Origin of the sequence: Eubacterium sp. AM46-8 (genome assembly GCF_003466705.1) — a bacterium.
Taxonomy (GTDB): Bacteria; Bacillota; Clostridia; order Lachnospirales; family Lachnospiraceae; genus Lachnospira.
Window position 1 is genome coordinate 83797 of sequence record NZ_QSEU01000004.1, and the last position, 17469, is coordinate 101265.

Genomic DNA, 17469 nt, shown 5'->3' on the forward strand with positions numbered 1-17469 from the left:
TGATTACTCAATCACTATCCCACAATCCTCGCCTATATTTCTTAATATAAATGCCATATCAGACTCTGGTACTGATACACAGCCTGCCGTTGGTCTTCCATTAGAGCAATGTAAGAAAAAACAGCTTCCTTTTCCCGGAACACCTTCTATGTTATATCCAATAAACAGACAGTACCCATAAGCTGTCGGATAATCAATTATTCTTTCAGACTTGCTCTTGTCCCAGTCTGTATCAGAATCAGCTCTTGCATACTGATTATATAAAGGAGAAGACGAATCTCCTACCCAGTAATCATATTCATCTACCTGAAGATAAGAAACTTTCGTTCCCGGATCCGGATTAATTCCAAATGCAAAATACAATGGAAATGTTCCCTGTGGTGTAGCTGATGTAAACTCACTCGCCTCACCAACTCCATTAGAACCTACAAATCCATCTGTCCTTAAAATCTCAGTCCATACGCCATCCTGCAGTTCATGCATAGTTACAGTTGCATTTGTTCCATTCGACTGGACAATTACAAGCTGGGAATACTGTGATGCTGCTGCATAACCCGCTGCAAAGCTGTTATTATCTGGCTCTGCTGCCTGTGGTGCTGTCTCATATACAGTCTGTGAAGAATCCGTAACCTCCGTTGCCACAACTGTCTTGCTTTCTTCTTCTATTGTCTCTTCCTGCTGTGTTTCAGAATCCATTGTCAGTCCAGTAGTTGTCTCCTGTGTGCTTAACTGTGTTGTTTCCTGTTGTACCGCTGAGACATTAGTTTCTTTATCTTTCATGTCTGTTACATTTTTCTTATTGCCGCATCCATTTGCAGCCAGGACTGTTATCAATAACAAAGTTAATATTATAGTCTTCTTCACTTTTATCTCCTGATGTATTATTTCCCTGCAAAAAGGGATACCAGCCATAAGTTTAACTGGTATCCCTTCATGTTTCAACATATTTCAACTAATATTTCAACTAATATTTCATATAATCTTTAATTACATCATGGTCTTTTAACACCTTTTCAATAACAGTTCCTTTTATCTTCTTTAAGACAACCTTCTTGATAACATTAAGCGGTCCTAAATCAATCTCTAATGGTGATTTGCCATCCATAAGCTTAACAGATGAATCAAGCAGGTCTCTTACATCATATACACTGCCCCAGACCTCAGGAACACCTCTGTCTACGCCAAGCAGTCCATATACAGCCTCCATTGCAGTTCTGACTGAATACTCTGTCGTAAATATTGTGTCTCTCGGAGTCTCAGCAAACTGTCCAAGAAATGCAAAATTAACGCAGCCATCAGGAATAACATCAGGTCTGTCGCCTTTTCTTCTTGGCATGAAAAATGCAGTAATAAATGGCATCATTGTTGGTGTAGTGTTACAGTGGTTCTTAGCAAGCTCATCAATCTCTTCAACAGGAACGCCAAGATGATACAGCCATTCTGCTGTAATCTCTTCACCTGTACACTCTTTCATAGGCTTCTTGATATAATCACCATCAACATCAGTAAACAGGCTGTATACCCATACACACACCTCATCCTTCTTCTGTTCCTTAAACTGTCCCTGTCTGTTAATTGTCCAGCTTAAAAGCCAGCTTGAATCCTTACAGCTGACAATTCCGCCTGTAACAACATTTCCAGTTCTTGGGTCCCTCTTACATATTTTCTTAATGTAAGAAATAATCTTCTCATCGCTTGTTGTAACAGTTGCAGACTCCCAGTTAGACTTTGATATATCACCACAGAACTTCTCTGGGTGTCCAAATGAACTGTCCTGTGCTGCAATATTCTTCCACAGACTCCAGCAACCGCTTGTTCTTACCTCTGCATTACCTACAGGGGCATGTGTATGGTCACCGTATATAGTACCTTCTGTACAGCTTCCATTAGTAACGAACACCAAATCATTCTCAGTAAGATCAATTGACTTAGTCTCACCTTTTACAGTACATTCAATAGTCTTTGCAATCTTTTTTCCATCCCTGAAATCAAATATTACATTATCAACTCTTGTGTTAAACCTGAACTCAACACCTGCATCTTCAAGGTATTTCTGCATAGGCAAGATAAGTGATTCATACTGGTTATACTTGGTAAACTTCAATGCTGAGAAATCAGGAAGTCCGCCTATATGATGGATAAATCTTTGAATATAAAGTTTCATCTCAAGCGCACTGTGCCAGTTTTCAAATGCGAACATCGTACGCCAGTACAGCCAGAAATCTGAATCAAAAACTTCCTCATCAAAGAAATCTTCAATTGTCTTATCATACAAATCCTCATCTTTAGTGAAGAACAGCTTCATTATTTCCATACAGCCCTTCTGGCTTAAATTAAATTTGCCATCTGTATGTGCATCTTCACCTCTGTTTACAGTTGCCCTGCAAAGAGAATAATTAGGATCATGCTTGTTAAGCCAGTAATATTCATCAAGTACAGAAACTCCCGGAGTCTCAATAGACGGAATACTTCTGAACAAATCCCACAGACATTCGAAATGATTCTCCATCTCTCGTCCGCCACGCATTACATAACCTCTTGTAGGATCATTAATTCCATCACATGCACCGCCTGCAATATCCATAGCCTCAAGTATGTGAATATTCTCTCCTTTCATCTGTCCATCTCTTACAAGAAAACACGCTGCTGCTAATGCACCAAGACCGCTTCCTACAATATAAGCTGATTTATCATCAACTCCTTCCGGTTTTTCCGGTCTTGCAAATGCTTCATAATTACCATTAGAATAATATATTCCCTTACTATTCTTAGTATATTTTCCTCTTTCAGTATTGCGAAACTCCTTATGTGCTCTTTCCTGAATGTCTTTAGTCGCTTTCCTCTGCTCATCCCTTTTGTTCTTTTTTGATACAACTGCCGCACCTGCCCCCAGTGCAAGAATAGAAGCTGCTCCTAGTTTTAACGCCTTTTTGCCCATAATCTTTTCCACCTTTCTGTGCTTTCTTATTTATTTTTGCCGTTTTTATTGTATTTAGCATACATTTTTTCTCAAAATAAAAAAAACAGGCAAAACATGTACTTTGTCCCAAAATTGAACACTTTACATGTTTTGTCTGTTTTTAACAACTAATTATTAGCTTCACACAGATTAATCATTGTATCAATCGTTGCATCAAATGACTCAGAAAAACGCTTAATAAGGTCTTTATCATATGACATATATCTGTAACCGTAATCCTGTCAATATTCTTATGCTTTAGCATATTAAGAAAACAGTCTATTATCGCTTTTTTCGTAAATTTAGCCATATATTTCTCCTGAAATTATTCTCCGGCAATAAAAAGAACTCCTAATGTTCCCGGACCACAATGTGAAGATATAACGCCGCCTGCCCTTGTTTCATATATTTCATCAAACACATCAAGCTGTTTAAGATAATTCTTTACTTCATCAACTATCTCTTTATCACAGCCAGAGTGTGTAATGAATACACGGTCTTTCTTAGCCTTCTTAAGGTCTTCTTCCATATCCTTAACATAATCCAGGACAACATTCTTCATGCGTCCTCTGTACTTCTTTCCAGGACTCATCTTTCCATTATTAACTTCAATTCTTGGATGAAGTTTAAGTACACCGCCAGCCATGGCAGCCAGTCCGCTGCATCTTCCTCCTCTGTGAAGGTAAGTAAGCGTATCAACAACAAAGCTTGCCCTGACTCTTGGTCTTAATTCTAATATATTCTTCTCAATATCAGATGCAGACATGCCTTCTCCTGCCATAACAGCAGCCTCGACAACCAGATGTCCTATTCCTGTAGACAGATTCGCAGAGTCAATTACATGAATCCTGTCCTCTGCCTCAAGCTCTCTTGCAGCAAGTCTGAACACATTAGCTGTAGTTGACATATCCTCTGATATTGCAAATGCAACAATATCCCTATCCTCTTCTAGAACACATTTAAACATCTCTATTGTATCATCAATAGACACCGCCGATGTCTTAGGTGTTGTCTTATTCTCATCTGCCCATTCATATATTTTATCAGGTGCAATATCAATTCCATCCCTATATTCATCATTGCCTAGCAGAATGTGAAGCGGAATAACTGATATATCAAGCTTGTCTATAAGTTCCTTAGTCAAATCACTTGTACTGTCCGAAATAATCTTAACCATGTAAATGTATATCCTTTCTAGCTGCTATATGTCTGCAGAAAATCATACAGCTGTGCTTCTCCTTCAAAATATATCCCCTTAATTAGTCTTTCTCTTATGTCATCCGGAAGTGAATCCATATTAATATCTGCATAATCATAGAACACTTCGCGTCCTTCGTTCACAATATTTCTGTATATTCTTAAAGTATCTCTTTCATACTTAAGCACATACTGGTACTCCTCACTTTCAGTTACTTTAGTCACCTGTGAGCTTACCTCTTCTTTAAAATGCTGATTAGAAGGCTTCTTATTATCTGTTACCACCAGTATAACTATTGCAAGTACTACAGCTATTACAGCCATAGACATAATCACAACATAAAGCCAGAATGATTTCTTATTCATCAATACTCCCTCCTGTAAGTTGTTCTTACTGGGAAGTATTAACATTTATAAGCAATATTATACTATAACAAAAAGCTGTCTGGAAGAATTTCGCTCATTGTATAAGTCTTAAGCCCGCTGTCTTCCTCAACAATAATTCTTGTATCAGGATTGAAAAATTCGGACATCACCTGTCTGCATATTCCACACGGATAGGCAGGCTGGTCTCCTGAACATACAACAGCAATTGCCTTAAAATCCTTTACACCCTCACTGACCGCCTTAAATATTGCAGTTCTTTCTGCACAGTTAGTAGCCCCGAAAGAAGAATTCTCAATATTACAACCTGTAAATACCTGTCCATCAGTACTTAAAAGTGCCGCACCAACTGCAAAATGCGAATACGGTGAATATGAGTACTCAAGTGCCTCTTTAGCTTTAGCAACAAGTTCATTATCTGTCATATATGTCACCTCTTAACGGGTAATTCCAAGTCTTTCAAGTACTTCATTCTGCTTTGCTTCCATAACTGCACTTTCTTCTGGTGTCATGTGGTCATAACCGAAAAGGTGCATCATGCTGTGTGCTGTAAGGAATGCAAGTTCTCTCTTTTCAGAATGTCCATACTTGTCCGCCTGTTCCTTAATCTTCTGAACGCACAGAACAATATCTCCAAGAAGAAGCTCTCCTGTATCTGGATTGAAATAATCCTCAGCATTGTTTTCTAACTCGTCCTCAATTGCATCAAAATCCGAAGGTGTAACATAATTAACTCCCGGAAATGAAAGTACATCTGTCGGAGAATCAATATTTCTGTATTCCTTATTAATCTCGTGGATAGATTTACTGTCAACAATTGTTACATTAACCTCTGCTTCATAAGGACATTTTTCATAATCAACCGCCTCATTGACAACATCAGTAATTATCTTCTCATAATCTAAGTCAAGCTTTTCCACAGCTTCGTACTCTATATTAATAGTCATATCAATCTTTTCTCCTTCCTGTCTGACCGCCCTTTCTTGCTTCTCTTCTCTTGGCAGCCTTAGCCTGATTCTCCTCGTAATCCTCGTATGCCTTGACAATCTTCTGTACAAGAGGATGTCTTACAACGTCTTTATTAGTAAGCTTTATAAATGCTATCTCTTCAACCTTGGATAAAACCTTAGTTGCAACCTCAAGACCTGACACAGTATCCCTTGGCAGATCCTTCTGGGTCATATCACCTGTAACAACAACCTTAGAGCCGAATCCGATTCGTGTAAGGAACATCTTCATCTGTGCAGGTGTTGTATTCTGCGCCTCATCAAGAATAATAAATGCATTGTCAAGTGTACGGCCTCTCATATATGCAAGCGGTGCAACCTCGATAAGTCCCTTTTCCATATTGGCATTAAAGCTCTCTGCACCCATAATCTGGAAAAGTGCATCATACAGAGGTCTAAGATACGGATCAACCTTACTCTGTAAATCTCCCGGCAGGAATCCGAGCTTTTCACCAGCCTCAATTGCCGGTCTTGTAAGAATTATCTTGTTGACCTCATTATTCTTAAATGCATTGATAGCCATCGCCATAGCAAGGTATGTCTTACCTGTTCCAGCAGGTCCGACACCGAACACAATCATCTTATCTCTTATGGCATCAACATATTCCTTCTGTCCGAATGTCTTAGGCTTGATTGGTCTTCCGGCAATTGTCCTGCACACTGTATCAGAATCAATCTCAATCAGCGAATCAGCCTTTTCTTCAAATGACTGTGCAATGGAATAATCAACATTCTGTCTTGTAATCTGGTTGCCTCTCTTAGACAGCTCATACAGATAATTAAGTACTCCTGATGCTCTCTGCACTGCTGCCTCTGCACCTATAACCTTCACAGAGCTGTCTCTTACAATAATCGTAACTTTAAGTGTTTTCTCTATAACCTTCGCATATTCATCAAACTGTCCAAATATATTGGAGCAGTGTTCTATCGGTATATTAATAAGACTCTCTACCTCACTCATCAGATGTCTCCACCTTTCTAACATCAAAATCCGCAGGAACAGTTGCATCAATATCACCATGTGCAATATACTTATCCCCACTTCTTTCTATATTAACATGATAATCATTTATTTGCACTTCATTTTCTTTCAAATGTTTTATAAATCTCTCAGCTTTTTCATTAAGAATAGCCGCTGCTTCCTCCTCACTATACTCAGTCTCGTTTTCCTTATACTCATTAAGAGTAATCTTCTGTACAGATACAGGAAGTGCAATAAGATTAGCAATCTTTATATTCTCATCATTTACAACCTTGTCATACTCTTTTAAATGTCGTGGAAAGCCGAGAGAAATTTCATATTTATCTATGCTTATGGCATATGTCGTCATCTTTCGTCCAGTATATATTTTATCGGCATATACCGCATTTATCTCCTTATCCCATGACAACTGCGTTCTTATCAGAATATCTGCCTGAGCCTGAGTCTGGAATTGCTGTATGTTCTCCTCGTAATCATCTGGAACATACAATGTATTTTCAACAAGTATATCACCCTCTGATACTTCGTCACCAACAGTAACCTTAGGCGTTCCGCTTCTTGTTATAATGTATTCAATAACACCGGAATACCCTGATATTATATTGCCATCATTAGTGGTGCTATGTAACTCATCAGCTTTAGATTCATCAATGCTGACTTTCAGAATATTCCCCTCAATCCGTACATTAACCCATGTAACCTGCGACAATTCATCTTTAATTGCCTTCTCGATACTTTCAGTATCTATGCTCTTAACTTTGTCGCCTGTACTGATGCCATGCTCATTAAGGAATCTCAACATTGCATAATCTGTATATATGTAATTTCCGTCAAATTCAATACTCCACACGAATCTGCTGGCAATAAACATCAATACAAATGCAGTGGCAAAGCCAGCAATTATCGAATAATTTCTTCTGTATCTAGCAAAAAGAAACTCTATATCATGTTTCTTTAAAACTTTAATATGAACATGACATTTTCTTCTCAATTCCTTAGTCTTGAAATAATCCTGTCTTGTTATTCTCGCTCTTATTGTCTCTTTCACACACTGGCAGTTATATAATGTAATCCCGCGCCTGCAGCACAGATTAACGAACCTTTCCCGCTCCCATCCGGATATTTCAATAACAATATAATTATGTATCCTTTTCATCAGCCTCTCCTTTTAGAGAAACTTTGCCAATGCGTCCCCTAAGAAGGATTTCGTCCTGATTCATATGGTATATCACAAGATTGCTCCCGCTTACTCTTATATTACCTATCTTCGTAGAAACCTTAAGATATTCGCTTGAATACTCAAGTATCCCTCTGTAATTCTCTATAAAAACCTCGCAGTCACCCAGCATTGATATAACAGGAAGTCCTGCAACAACATCTCTGCTAAGATCACACATCTGTCCGAGCCTTATACCGCTGCTGATAAAATCGACCATATAAGCAGACTTCCAAAATCTTTTTATATTCTATGCTGGGGAGTGGGAAAATATGAAATAAGAGATTATGTATTTTATAATTACACAATCCCTTTCTCTAACATAATTATCAATTCTCATTTATATTTATCACAAAAAGAAAAACAAAACTAACATTATCTATTATTTAACAATATATCATCTCGTCACTAATATTAGTAAAGACATAAAAACACTCAGTACTACATTTACAATAACAAATATACTAGTGTATTTCTCTTGATATCGTTTTAAATCACTAATTTTTTCTTTCTCTCGAACAGTCATTCTCCATGTTGCTGGAAATAACGCTGCAATTGAAATAATTATAAATAACAAAATTGCAACAAAAGACAATGTAATTACTATCCCCATATCCCCATCACAAAAAAATCCTTTAAATATACTAGATGTCAGAATCAACACAAAACATGCAACCTCTAAGCATTTATGCCAATTGTTAAATTTGCCTTCCATTTTTATCACCTCTTTTTTCTACTGTATCAGATAGCAATTACTAACACAATATCTTTTTAATATCTTGTCTTATTCCAGCTATTCGAACCTTACTTACATAATACAAAAAATAATATAAATAATATTTCAGCCCAGCTACCCATAATCATAACATATGGTAATAGATCAAGTTTATCTATTACCTCATTAAATGCTTCTTCTCTTTTTATATCCATATAGTTTTTCTCCCGCCTTAAGATAAATTTCAATTTCTTTCTTTTCAAATTCCATTTTCGCAAGAACATCAGATAAATACTTGCGTCTTTTCAAATCCTTTTCAATTGCTATTACATGCTCTGAATTAATATTACCAATATATTTATTAATAACTTTTCCGTTATCCCTATGCGTAAGATACATATATGAATTATTACCATGTCTTCTTATTACAGGGCTACATACAGGATATTTCTTCAATTCATCTTTATAAGCTTCAATCATTCTTAATGTCCTGTCATATTCATCTTTAAGCATTATCCGTATCATTGAGTCTTCCATGATATCACTCTCTTTTATTTTATATACATATTGTACTACACTAAGAAGAAACTATGCAATATGTCGTACACAAAATTGATAAAATATGCAAAAATAACCCAATGGACAATCTAAAAACTCAAAAAGAGCGATGCCTAAGCACCGCTCTCTCATGTCAAAAATATTAATTATTAGTTGAACTTACGTTTTCTAGCTGCTTCTGACTTTTTCTTACGTCTTACGCTTGGCTTCTCGTAATGTTCTCTCTTACGAATTTCCTGCTGAATGCCTGCCTTAGCACAGTTTCTCTTGAATCTGCGTAATGCGCTATCTAAAGACTCGTTTTCTTTAACGATGACATTTGACATACTACTTCCTGACCACCCTTCTGTTGCAAATTGTGCGCCAAACTACATAAATAGGGTATTTACTAATCGCACAAAAAACATTATATCACATTTTTGCAAATCGTCAAGCCCCAATTGTCTAATCTTACACTAATCTTGCATATTATCGTTACTGTTCAGAGCTATCTCGAAAATACTGTGTATTTGAGATGTGGCGTATCCGCCATATAAAATCTGATAAACACACATAAAATGCCAGCATTTTTATGTGTATCTCTCGGATTTTGCATAGCTCTGAACAGTAACAAATTATCCAATCTGTGAAAGAATTGTATCAGGTACTTTGGCAATAAGCTCATCAATACCGGCAGGGTTCTTACCACCAGCCTGAGCCATATTAGGACGACCGCCGCCGCCACCGCCAACAATAGGAGCAAGAGCCTTGATAAGGTTACCAGCATGAGCACCCTTGGCAATAACATCGTCTGTTGCCATCGCAATAACGCTTACCTTATCAGCACCCTGTGCGCTGACGATAACAACAACTCCTGAACCAATCTCACCCTTTAACTTATCGCCAAGGTTTCTTAATTCATTCATATCAACGCCGTCAACCTTAGTTGCGATATACTTAACGCCGTTAACTTCCTTGATATCTCCTGCTGTATCTCCAAGTGCATTATTAGCAAGCTCGGCCTTAAGCTTCTCATTCTCGCTCATAAGGGACTTAATCTCATCATTCATAGCTACAATCTTCTTAACAAGCTGTACGGGCTCTGCCTTGGCTGCCTTAGCTGCCTCTTCAATAGTCTTCTCAAGTTCAGCATAGTACTTCATAACACCCTTATCTGTAAGAGCCTCTATTCTTCTTACACCTGCAGCAACACCTGCCTCAGATACAATCTTGAAAAGTCTGATATTAGCTGTATTAGCAACATGAGTACCACCACAGAATTCCTTAGAGAAGTCTCCCATAGCAACTACTCTTACCTTCTCGCCGTACTTCTCACCGAAAAGTGCCATAGCTCCTGTCTTCTTAGCTTCCTCAATTGTCATTACATCAGTAACAACAGGAATAGCCTCTGCAATCTTTTCATTAACAATATCTTCAACCTTAGCAATCTCTTCCTTAGTCATGCTCTGGAAATGTGTAAAGTCAAATCTTAATCTGTCAGGATCAACGTATGAACCCTTCTGCTCAACATGATCACCAAGAACAATTCTTAAAGCCTTCTGAAGAAGATGTGTTGCACTGTGGTTCTTGCATGTATCTGCTCTGTAAGCAGGGGAAACTTCCATTGTTGCAGTATCTCCAACCTTCATCATGCCCTTAGTCATAGTTCCGACATGACCAATCTTGCCACCTTTTAACTTGATAGTAGTCTCAACAGTGAATTCTCCTTCAGATGTCTTAATAACACCCTTATCGCCTTCCTGACCACCCATAGTAGCATAGAATACAGTCTCATCTACAATAACAGTTCCCTTATCACCCTCAGATAAAGCGTCAACAACTTCTTCCTCTGTTGTAAGAACTGTAATCTCAGATTCATTAGTAAGCTTGTCATATCCGACAAACGCGCTTGTTATAGCAGGGTCAATCTCATCATATACAGTTGCGTCTGCACCCATATAGTTAGTTACCTTACGGGCATTTCTTGCCTTAACTCTCTGCTCTTCCATAGCTGCATTAAATCCAGCTTCATCAATTGTAATATTCTTCTCTTCAAGGATTTCCTTAGTAAGATCAATAGGGAATCCGTAAGTATCATAGAGCTTAAATGCGTCTGCTCCTGATAATACTTTTTCACCCTTAGAAGCAAGTTCAGCTTCCATATCATTAAGGATGCTTAATCCCTGGTCGATAGTCTTATTAAACTTATCTTCTTCTTCAGAGATAACCTTAGTAATAAATGTTCTCTTTTCCTCTAATTCAGGATAACCGTCCTTAGAGCCTTCAATTACAGTTTCACAAAGCTTAGATAAGAACCTTCCTTCAATACCTAGAAGTCTTCCATGTCTTGCAGCTCTTCTTAAAAGTCTTCTTAAGACATATCCTCTTCCTTCGTTAGATGGCATAATTCCATCACTTACCATAAATGTTACTGAACGGATATGGTCTGTGATAACACGGATAGAGACATCCTGCTTCTCATCTTCCTTATACTTAACTCCAGCCATCTCACAAACCTTGTTGCGAAGTGCCTGTAATGTATCAACATCAAATATAGAATCAACATCCTGAACAACAACTGCAAGTCTTTCAAGTCCCATACCTGTATCAATGTTCTTCTGGATAAGGTCTGTGTAATTGCCATGTCCGTCATTGTTAAACTGAGAGAATACGTTATTCCATACTTCCATATATCTGTCACAGTCACAGCCTACTGTACAGCCTGGCTTACCACAGCCATATTTCTCACCACGGTCATAATATATCTCAGAACATGGACCGCAAGGACCAGCGCCATGCTCCCAGAAGTTATCTTCCTTACCAAATCTGAATATTCTTTCAGGTGCAATACCGATTTCCTTATTCCATATATTAAATGCTTCATCATCATCCTGATATATAGAAGGGTATAATCTGTCTGGATCAAGTCCTACAGTCTCTGTTAAGAACTCCCATGACCAGTGAATAGCTTCGTCCTTAAAATAATCACCAAATGAGAAGTTGCCAAGCATCTCAAAGAATGTACCATGTCTTGCTGTCTTACCTACATTCTCTATATCGCCTGTTCTTATACACTTCTGACAAGTTGTAACTCTTCTTCTTGGTGGAATCTCCTGTCCTGTAAAGTATGGCTTAAGCGGAGCCATACCTGAATTAATGATAAGCAGACTGTTATCATTATGTGGTACTAAAGAAAAGCTCTTCATCTTCAAATGTCCCTTGCTCTCAAAGAAATCAAGGTATAATCTTCTTAATTCATTCACACCTCTGTACTGCACTTCAACTTCCTCCTGATTATTCAGTAATCTCTTTCTCTTTATTCTCCGATGCAGCCATCTTAGCTGCCTTCTTGGCATCTGCTGCCTTTCGGAGCTTACTACCTACGAATACTGCAAGTACCAGTAACGCAAGCATTATAACAAATCTTACCGCTTCGTAAGCTATCTCACCTACGAGTACGCCGACTAACCCAACCATATTATTACCTCCACGAATTATAATAAAAGCCTTCGCAATAATTTATAATATCACAAGCAACAACATTTATCAAGATTTCCAGTTTCCATCTGTCAGGAAATGCATTGCACGCTGTTCGGCTCCCTTAATTATATTCTTATCATACCCTATAACATTAAGAAGCTTGATTGCATTCCTTGTTGTTGCAGGTCCGGCATACAGCTTATAATCAAACTTAACCTCATCCTCAGTAACTTCCTCCTGGAAATGATAGTTGCTATAACAGTCCTTAAGTATTGATGTAAGCTCAATATCATGTGTTGCTGCAAAGCACAACGCTCTGTCTGTATTAAGATTCTTTAGTATCTCTGATGATGCTGCAATTCTCTCAACGGTGTTAGTTCCACGAAGCACCTCATCAATAAAACACAGAACCGGCTTTCCTTTTCTGCTGACCGCATCAAGAATTCTCTTTAATGACTTAATCTCAACAATATAGTAACTGTCTGAATTAGCAAGGTCATCCCTTAATGCCATTGAAGAATATATCCTATATACCGGAGCAATGTATTCTTTGGAAAGACTTGTTCCTATAGTCTGTGCCAGAATACTGTTGATTGCTATTGTCTTTAAAAATGTTGACTTGCCAGAAGCATTAGAACCTGTAAGCAGCGCATTTCCTTTGGTCGTTATTGAATTACATACCGGATTATCTATAAGCGGATGATACACTTCTTTCACACTAAGGTTATTAGTATTCTCCACAAATTCAGGCTTACAGTAAAATGGCAGGCTTTCCCTGAATGATGCAACAGCAATTGATGTCTCTATGAATCCAAGTGTATCTACAAGGTTATATGCATCCTCACTTTTGGCAGTTATAAGCTTTGTCATCTTATTAAACTTCACAATATCCATGTGCGTTATCATTCTTAGATAATCAAGTACAACCTCTCCGATTGAACCATCAACATTGCCTGACTCAATCATCCATGAGCCTTTTGTTACTTTAGAAAAGCTCTTTAATATCTCTTTAAGCCTGTTACACTCTGGTTCAAGAAAACTTATATTGCTTTCACATATATCTTCAGATGCCGATGCCATTTTCACAATAACATTAATACATTTGAAATAATTCTCAATCTTAGCCTTATACTTGTAATAAGTAATTATTGAAAATGCTACCGATGCAATTATAAGCCATATTCCAAGCACCGGAGTTACAAGAACCGTAACAAGAATTGAAGCTATAAGAAATGCCCACGCAAGATAATGCATAATATTACTTCCCTGCTCTATATCCATTATATAACCGATATAATCTGTAACTGCAACCTTACGGCTTTTTCCCATATTCATAAATATCTTCTGAATTGTGATTCTTTCTTTTTCATTAGCTGTGAATTCATCTGCAAGCCTGTCCAGTTCGTGAAGCTTTTCTGCATCTGCAACCGGTTCTCTTAACATCTTATATAGATATTCCTGTCCAACAGATGAATTAGTATTATTAATACATTTAAATACTTCATCCATGCCAAGATCATTCCATGTTATATCATCAATCATAGATTCACTCGGATTACCTTTGGCATAATGCGATATATATTCAAAACTCTCATCTGTTCCCTTGTATACAGCACGTTTGCCCCACGCTTTCTTTATGGCATTCTCCGCTGCCTTCTTCCGCTTAATACTGCTGCTTACACATACATACACGCCGATTGCAACAGCCAGCAGTACAAAAACAATAATCTCTAAATCTGTATCTGTCATAAATCCTCCATCTTCCTGTTATTCTGCAATCTAACTGCAGTTTCAAGAGCTGTCTCCATCATTTTAGTAAATCCTGTCTGCCTCTCCTGTGCTGACAGCTTCTCACCCCTGTAGAGATGGTCACTTATTGTAAGAATTGTAAGTGCACGTTTTCTGCATCTGGCAGCAGTCATATACAACGCTGCTGACTCCATATCAACTGCAAGCACACCCATCTTCTTCCATCTGTCATTAACTGTTGTATCATCATTATAAAACACATCTGATGCCAGTACATTGCCAACTTTAACCGAAAAATGTTTTTCTTCTGCAACATCATATGCAGTCTTTAAAAGCGTAAAATCAGCTATCGGCGCATATACGCCCGGGAGATTGTACTGTGCCGCAAAATTAGAATCAGTGCATGAGCCCATTCCAAGTACAATATCCATAAGATTAAGGTCATCATCAAATGCTCCCGCTGAACCAATCCTTATAATATTATCCACATCATATACATTATATAATTCATATGAATATATTCCCATTGAAGGCATTCCCATACCACTTCCCATAACAGATACCCTGCATCCGTTATAAATGCCTGTGAATCCTGACATATTGCGGACCGTATTAAAGCAGCTTACATCTGCAAGATAATTATCTGCTATATACTTTGCCCTTAAAGGATCTCCCGGCATAAGAACTGTCTTTGCTATATCTCCTATCTGTGCTTCATTATGTGGTGTCCCCATATCTGCCTCCTGTTATCAATCTTAAAAAGGCTGCTTTATATAATAAAGCAGCCCGAATAATTATTTACCTGGGTATTTAATTACTGACTCGACATCATATCCTGCAATCTTGTCTCTTCCTTTAAGGCCTTCAAGCTCCATAAGAAAAAGAACTTTCACTACTTCTCCTCCAAGCTCTTCTACAAGCTTGATAATAGCTTCTGTTGTTCCGCCTGTAGCAATCAGATCATCAACAATAATAACCTTCTGTCCCGGAGTAATCGCATCCTTATGCATCTCTATAGTAGCTGTACCATATTCAAGTTCATAATCTGCTGATATAGTCTCACACGGAAGTTTCCCCTTCTTTCTTACAGGAACAAATCCCTTACCGGTATTATATGCAATAGGAACGCCAAATATAAACCCTCTTGATTCTGGTCCTACTACAACATCAAATTCTGTATCCCCTATAAGATCTGTAATTCCATCTATCGCAAGCTTTAATCCTTCAGGACTCTGTATAACACTTGTTACATCCCTGAATATAATCCCTGGCTCTGGAAAATCAGGTATGCTTCTTACATAATCTTCTACTTTCTTACTCATAATGTGTGTATCCTCCTTGGTTATCACATACATATACATTTAGCATATTACCATATTTCACACACTAAATAAAGTGTTTTTTACACGATAAGGCACACAAGTCCTGAATTTTCATTCATTACTTTTTCAATTGTATCGCCAATCTTTCCCATGCTCTCTGCTGTCATATTATGTGTCTTTTCATATATTCCGTCCGATACAATCTGTTCTATCGTCTTTCCAAATATATTGGTATCCCAGATTCCGTCAGGATTATCCTTCATATTGCCCTTAATATATTCAATTAAATCATCTGCCTGATTCTTGCTTCCGACAATCGGAGCAATCTCAACCATTATCTCTGTCTTTAGCAGATTAATAGACGGCACTTTAGCTTTAATCTTAACACCATATTTATTGCCATTCTTAATCACAACCGGCTCATCTAGTTCAATATTTTCCTTTGACGGAGTAACAACGCCGAATCCATTAAGGTTAACCTCACTTATCGCATCTCCGAAGCTTCCAAGTTCATTCTTTTTATCTGACAAAGACTTTATCATATCTATAAGCTCATGCTCATTGTTAATCTGCGTTCCAGTAAGCTCACTTAATATCTTATAATACAGATCTTTTGAAAGCTTAAATTCTATCTCAACCTTTCCTGTTGACATATCAACTTTTCTTACATCAACCTTTTCTATGTACTCACAGGTATTATTCCACTCACGATATGCATCCTTCATAACATTAATATCATCAAGAATCTCAAGTGCTGCATCTGCTATGCATGTCTTAAGCCAGTGTGATGATTCTAGTACTTCAACCCACGCGGGCGCATAAAAATCAAGCTGGGACACAGGAAATTCCTTAAGTATGCCTGATATAACCCTGTCAACATCTTCTTTTCTAAGTTGCTCACAGTTAAGCGCATATACATTAACACCATATTTTTCTTTCATTGATTCTGCAAGTTGAACAGACTCCTTCGCATAAGGCTTTACACAATTTAATATAATAACAAATGGCTTCGAAATCTTCTTAAGCTTATCTATTGCCATCTGCTCTGCTTTGATATAATTATCCCTCTCTATCCCTGTAAATGAACCGTCAGTCGTCACAACAACACCTATTGTAGAATGTTCCTCAATCACCTTCTCTGTTCCAATCTGTGCAGCCATTGAAAACGGAACAGGGTCCTTTACCCACGGAGTATTAACCATTCTTTCCCTGCCATTCTCCTCTGCCCCCATTGCTCCGTCAACCATGAAACCCACGCAGTCAATCGCACGAACTTTAATTTTAATATCATCAGCCATGCAGATTGCGGCACTCTCACCTGGTATAAACTTCGGTTCAGTTGTCATAATTGTACTTCCGGCACTGCTCTGTGGCAGTTCATCAATCGTGCGCTGCTTCTCATTGACATCTGCAATCTCAGGAATTACGCATAAGTCCATGAACCTCTTTACAAATGTTGATTTTCCTGTTCGTACCGGGCCAACCACACCAAGATATATCTCCCCGTTAGTGCGTTTCTTTATATCTTCGTACAGATTAAAGCTTGTGTTTTCCTTTCCGTCAGACATACATTCCTCCCTGCTATTAAGGCGGCGCATATAAAAATAATGCCTTCCGCATATACTTGTAAAAAATATATGTGAAAGGCATAGCATTTATTCTGCATTCAATTGTAATTATTCATCAAATTCTGCAAGCACGTAATAACCTCTGCTTGTCTCTCCGACCTCTTTGACTACCCCGTGTCTTGACTTTAATCTGTCCGGAGTTGAGTAGTTTCCTGACATTGCAACTGCCGGCTCTATCGTATAATAATAACTGCTAGGAAGCTTACCCTCCGTAATATCTACCTCATCTCCAGGCTTGACAAGATTAGGTCTGCTCATTGTGAATTCCATCTGTCTCATGTGCATGCATCTCC

General features: G+C 38.0%; 19 protein-coding genes. All 19 read right to left on the minus strand.

The features are described from left to right. Positions 1-3: 3 nt before the first annotated feature. The gene (locus tag DW963_RS03970; protein ID WP_117913936.1) at positions 4-864 is read right to left on the minus strand and encodes a L,D-transpeptidase family protein; all 861 of its coding nucleotides are present in this window, start codon (positions 862-864) and stop codon (positions 4-6) included. A 100-nt stretch (positions 865-964) separates the two neighbouring features. Beyond that, entirely contained in the window at positions 965-2938 is a 1974-nt protein-coding gene (locus DW963_RS03975) for an oleate hydratase (protein WP_117913937.1), read from the minus strand. A 346-nt stretch (positions 2939-3284) separates the two neighbouring features. Further along, positions 3285-4136: a DegV family protein gene (locus DW963_RS03980; RefSeq protein ID WP_117913938.1), complete on the minus strand. Its 852-nt coding sequence runs from the start codon at positions 4134-4136 to the stop codon at positions 3285-3287. Between the two features lie 17 nt (positions 4137-4153). Next, positions 4154-4522 (minus strand): hypothetical protein, encoded by a 369-nt coding sequence (locus DW963_RS03985; protein WP_117913939.1) that lies wholly within the window; start codon positions 4520-4522, stop codon positions 4154-4156. A gap of 62 nt (positions 4523-4584) precedes the next feature. Continuing rightward, entirely contained in the window at positions 4585-4965 is a 381-nt protein-coding gene (gene cdd, locus DW963_RS03990) for a cytidine deaminase (RefSeq protein ID WP_117913940.1), read from the minus strand. Positions 4966-4977: 12 nt separating this feature from the next. After that, positions 4978-5487: an rRNA maturation RNase YbeY gene (ybeY, locus tag DW963_RS03995; RefSeq protein WP_117913941.1), complete on the minus strand. Its 510-nt coding sequence runs from the start codon at positions 5485-5487 to the stop codon at positions 4978-4980. 1 nt (position 5488) lies between these two features. Next, the gene (locus DW963_RS04000) at positions 5489-6508 is read right to left on the minus strand and encodes a PhoH family protein (protein ID WP_117913942.1); all 1020 of its coding nucleotides are present in this window, start codon (positions 6506-6508) and stop codon (positions 5489-5491) included. Then, positions 6501-7685: a sporulation protein YqfD gene (locus DW963_RS04005; protein ID WP_117913943.1), complete on the minus strand. Its 1185-nt coding sequence runs from the start codon at positions 7683-7685 to the stop codon at positions 6501-6503. The genes DW963_RS04000 and DW963_RS04005 overlap by 8 nt, the downstream gene beginning before the upstream one ends. Next, positions 7669-7965 (minus strand): YabP/YqfC family sporulation protein, encoded by a 297-nt coding sequence (locus DW963_RS04010; RefSeq protein ID WP_012739205.1) that lies wholly within the window; start codon positions 7963-7965, stop codon positions 7669-7671. The genes DW963_RS04005 and DW963_RS04010 overlap by 17 nt, the downstream gene beginning before the upstream one ends. Positions 7966-8142: 177 nt before the next feature. Continuing rightward, positions 8143-8460 (minus strand): P-loop NTPase family protein, encoded by a 318-nt coding sequence (locus DW963_RS04015; protein WP_117913944.1) that lies wholly within the window; start codon positions 8458-8460, stop codon positions 8143-8145. A 186-nt stretch (positions 8461-8646) separates the two neighbouring features. Beyond that, entirely contained in the window at positions 8647-8985 is a 339-nt protein-coding gene (locus tag DW963_RS04020) for a hypothetical protein (RefSeq protein WP_147347575.1), read from the minus strand. A 182-nt stretch (positions 8986-9167) separates the two neighbouring features. Continuing rightward, positions 9168-9344: a 30S ribosomal protein S21 gene (gene rpsU, locus DW963_RS04025; RefSeq protein WP_005539624.1), complete on the minus strand. Its 177-nt coding sequence runs from the start codon at positions 9342-9344 to the stop codon at positions 9168-9170. 288 nt (positions 9345-9632) lie between these two features. After that, entirely contained in the window at positions 9633-12275 is a 2643-nt protein-coding gene (alaS, locus tag DW963_RS04030) for an alanine--tRNA ligase (protein ID WP_117913946.1), read from the minus strand. A gap of 16 nt (positions 12276-12291) precedes the next feature. Next, complete coding sequence (locus DW963_RS04035; RefSeq protein WP_117913947.1) at positions 12292-12474, minus strand: hypothetical protein; 183 nt, start codon at positions 12472-12474, stop codon at positions 12292-12294. A 69-nt stretch (positions 12475-12543) separates the two neighbouring features. Continuing rightward, positions 12544-14226, minus strand: a complete 1683-nt coding sequence (locus DW963_RS04040) for a MutS-related protein (protein ID WP_117913948.1) — start codon at positions 14224-14226, stop codon at positions 12544-12546. Continuing rightward, complete coding sequence (deoD, locus tag DW963_RS04045) at positions 14223-14960, minus strand: purine-nucleoside phosphorylase (RefSeq protein ID WP_117913949.1); 738 nt, start codon at positions 14958-14960, stop codon at positions 14223-14225. Before deoD ends, DW963_RS04040 begins: the two co-directional genes overlap by 4 nt. 60 nt (positions 14961-15020) lie before the next feature. After that, complete coding sequence (locus DW963_RS04050; protein WP_117913950.1) at positions 15021-15548, minus strand: adenine phosphoribosyltransferase; 528 nt, start codon at positions 15546-15548, stop codon at positions 15021-15023. A gap of 80 nt (positions 15549-15628) precedes the next feature. Further along, the gene (gene spoIVA / locus DW963_RS04055; RefSeq protein ID WP_117913951.1) at positions 15629-17116 is read right to left on the minus strand and encodes a stage IV sporulation protein A; all 1488 of its coding nucleotides are present in this window, start codon (positions 17114-17116) and stop codon (positions 15629-15631) included. Between the two features lie 108 nt (positions 17117-17224). Then, complete coding sequence (locus DW963_RS04060) at positions 17225-17455, minus strand: hypothetical protein (protein WP_022205435.1); 231 nt, start codon at positions 17453-17455, stop codon at positions 17225-17227. Between the last annotated feature and the right edge of the window lie 14 nt (positions 17456-17469).

Excerpts from the sequence above, each read along its gene's own strand:
- DW963_RS03975 (WP_117913937.1), bottom strand. The coding sequence starts at position 2,938 with ATGGGCAAAAAGGCGTTAAAACTAGGAGCAGCTTCTATTCTTGCACTG.
- DW963_RS03980 (WP_117913938.1), bottom strand. The coding sequence starts at position 4,136 with ATGGTTAAGATTATTTCGGACAGTACAAGTGATTTGACTAAGGAACTT.
- DW963_RS03985 (WP_117913939.1), bottom strand. The coding sequence starts at position 4,522 with ATGAATAAGAAATCATTCTGGCTTTATGTTGTGATTATGTCTATGGCT.
- cdd (WP_117913940.1), bottom strand. The coding sequence starts at position 4,965 with ATGACAGATAATGAACTTGTTGCTAAAGCTAAAGAGGCACTTGAGTAC.
- ybeY (WP_117913941.1), bottom strand. The coding sequence starts at position 5,487 with ATGACTATTAATATAGAGTACGAAGCTGTGGAAAAGCTTGACTTAGAT.
- DW963_RS04000 (WP_117913942.1), bottom strand. The coding sequence starts at position 6,508 with ATGAGTGAGGTAGAGAGTCTTATTAATATACCGATAGAACACTGCTCC.
- DW963_RS04005 (WP_117913943.1), bottom strand. The coding sequence starts at position 7,685 with ATGAAAAGGATACATAATTATATTGTTATTGAAATATCCGGATGGGAG.
- DW963_RS04010 (WP_012739205.1), bottom strand. The coding sequence starts at position 7,965 with ATGGTCGATTTTATCAGCAGCGGTATAAGGCTCGGACAGATGTGTGAT.
- DW963_RS04015 (WP_117913944.1), bottom strand. The coding sequence starts at position 8,460 with ATGGAAGGCAAATTTAACAATTGGCATAAATGCTTAGAGGTTGCATGT.
- DW963_RS04020 (WP_147347575.1), bottom strand. The coding sequence starts at position 8,985 with ATGATACGGATAATGCTTAAAGATGAATATGACAGGACATTAAGAATG.
- rpsU (WP_005539624.1), bottom strand. The coding sequence starts at position 9,344 with ATGTCAAATGTCATCGTTAAAGAAAACGAGTCTTTAGATAGCGCATTA.
- DW963_RS04035 (WP_117913947.1), bottom strand. The coding sequence starts at position 12,474 with ATGGTTGGGTTAGTCGGCGTACTCGTAGGTGAGATAGCTTACGAAGCG.
- DW963_RS04040 (WP_117913948.1), bottom strand. The coding sequence starts at position 14,226 with ATGACAGATACAGATTTAGAGATTATTGTTTTTGTACTGCTGGCTGTT.
- deoD (WP_117913949.1), bottom strand. The coding sequence starts at position 14,960 with ATGGGGACACCACATAATGAAGCACAGATAGGAGATATAGCAAAGACA.
- DW963_RS04050 (WP_117913950.1), bottom strand. The coding sequence starts at position 15,548 with ATGAGTAAGAAAGTAGAAGATTATGTAAGAAGCATACCTGATTTTCCA.
- spoIVA (WP_117913951.1), bottom strand. The coding sequence starts at position 17,116 with ATGTCTGACGGAAAGGAAAACACAAGCTTTAATCTGTACGAAGATATA.
- DW963_RS04060 (WP_022205435.1), bottom strand. The coding sequence starts at position 17,455 with ATGAGACAGATGGAATTCACAATGAGCAGACCTAATCTTGTCAAGCCT.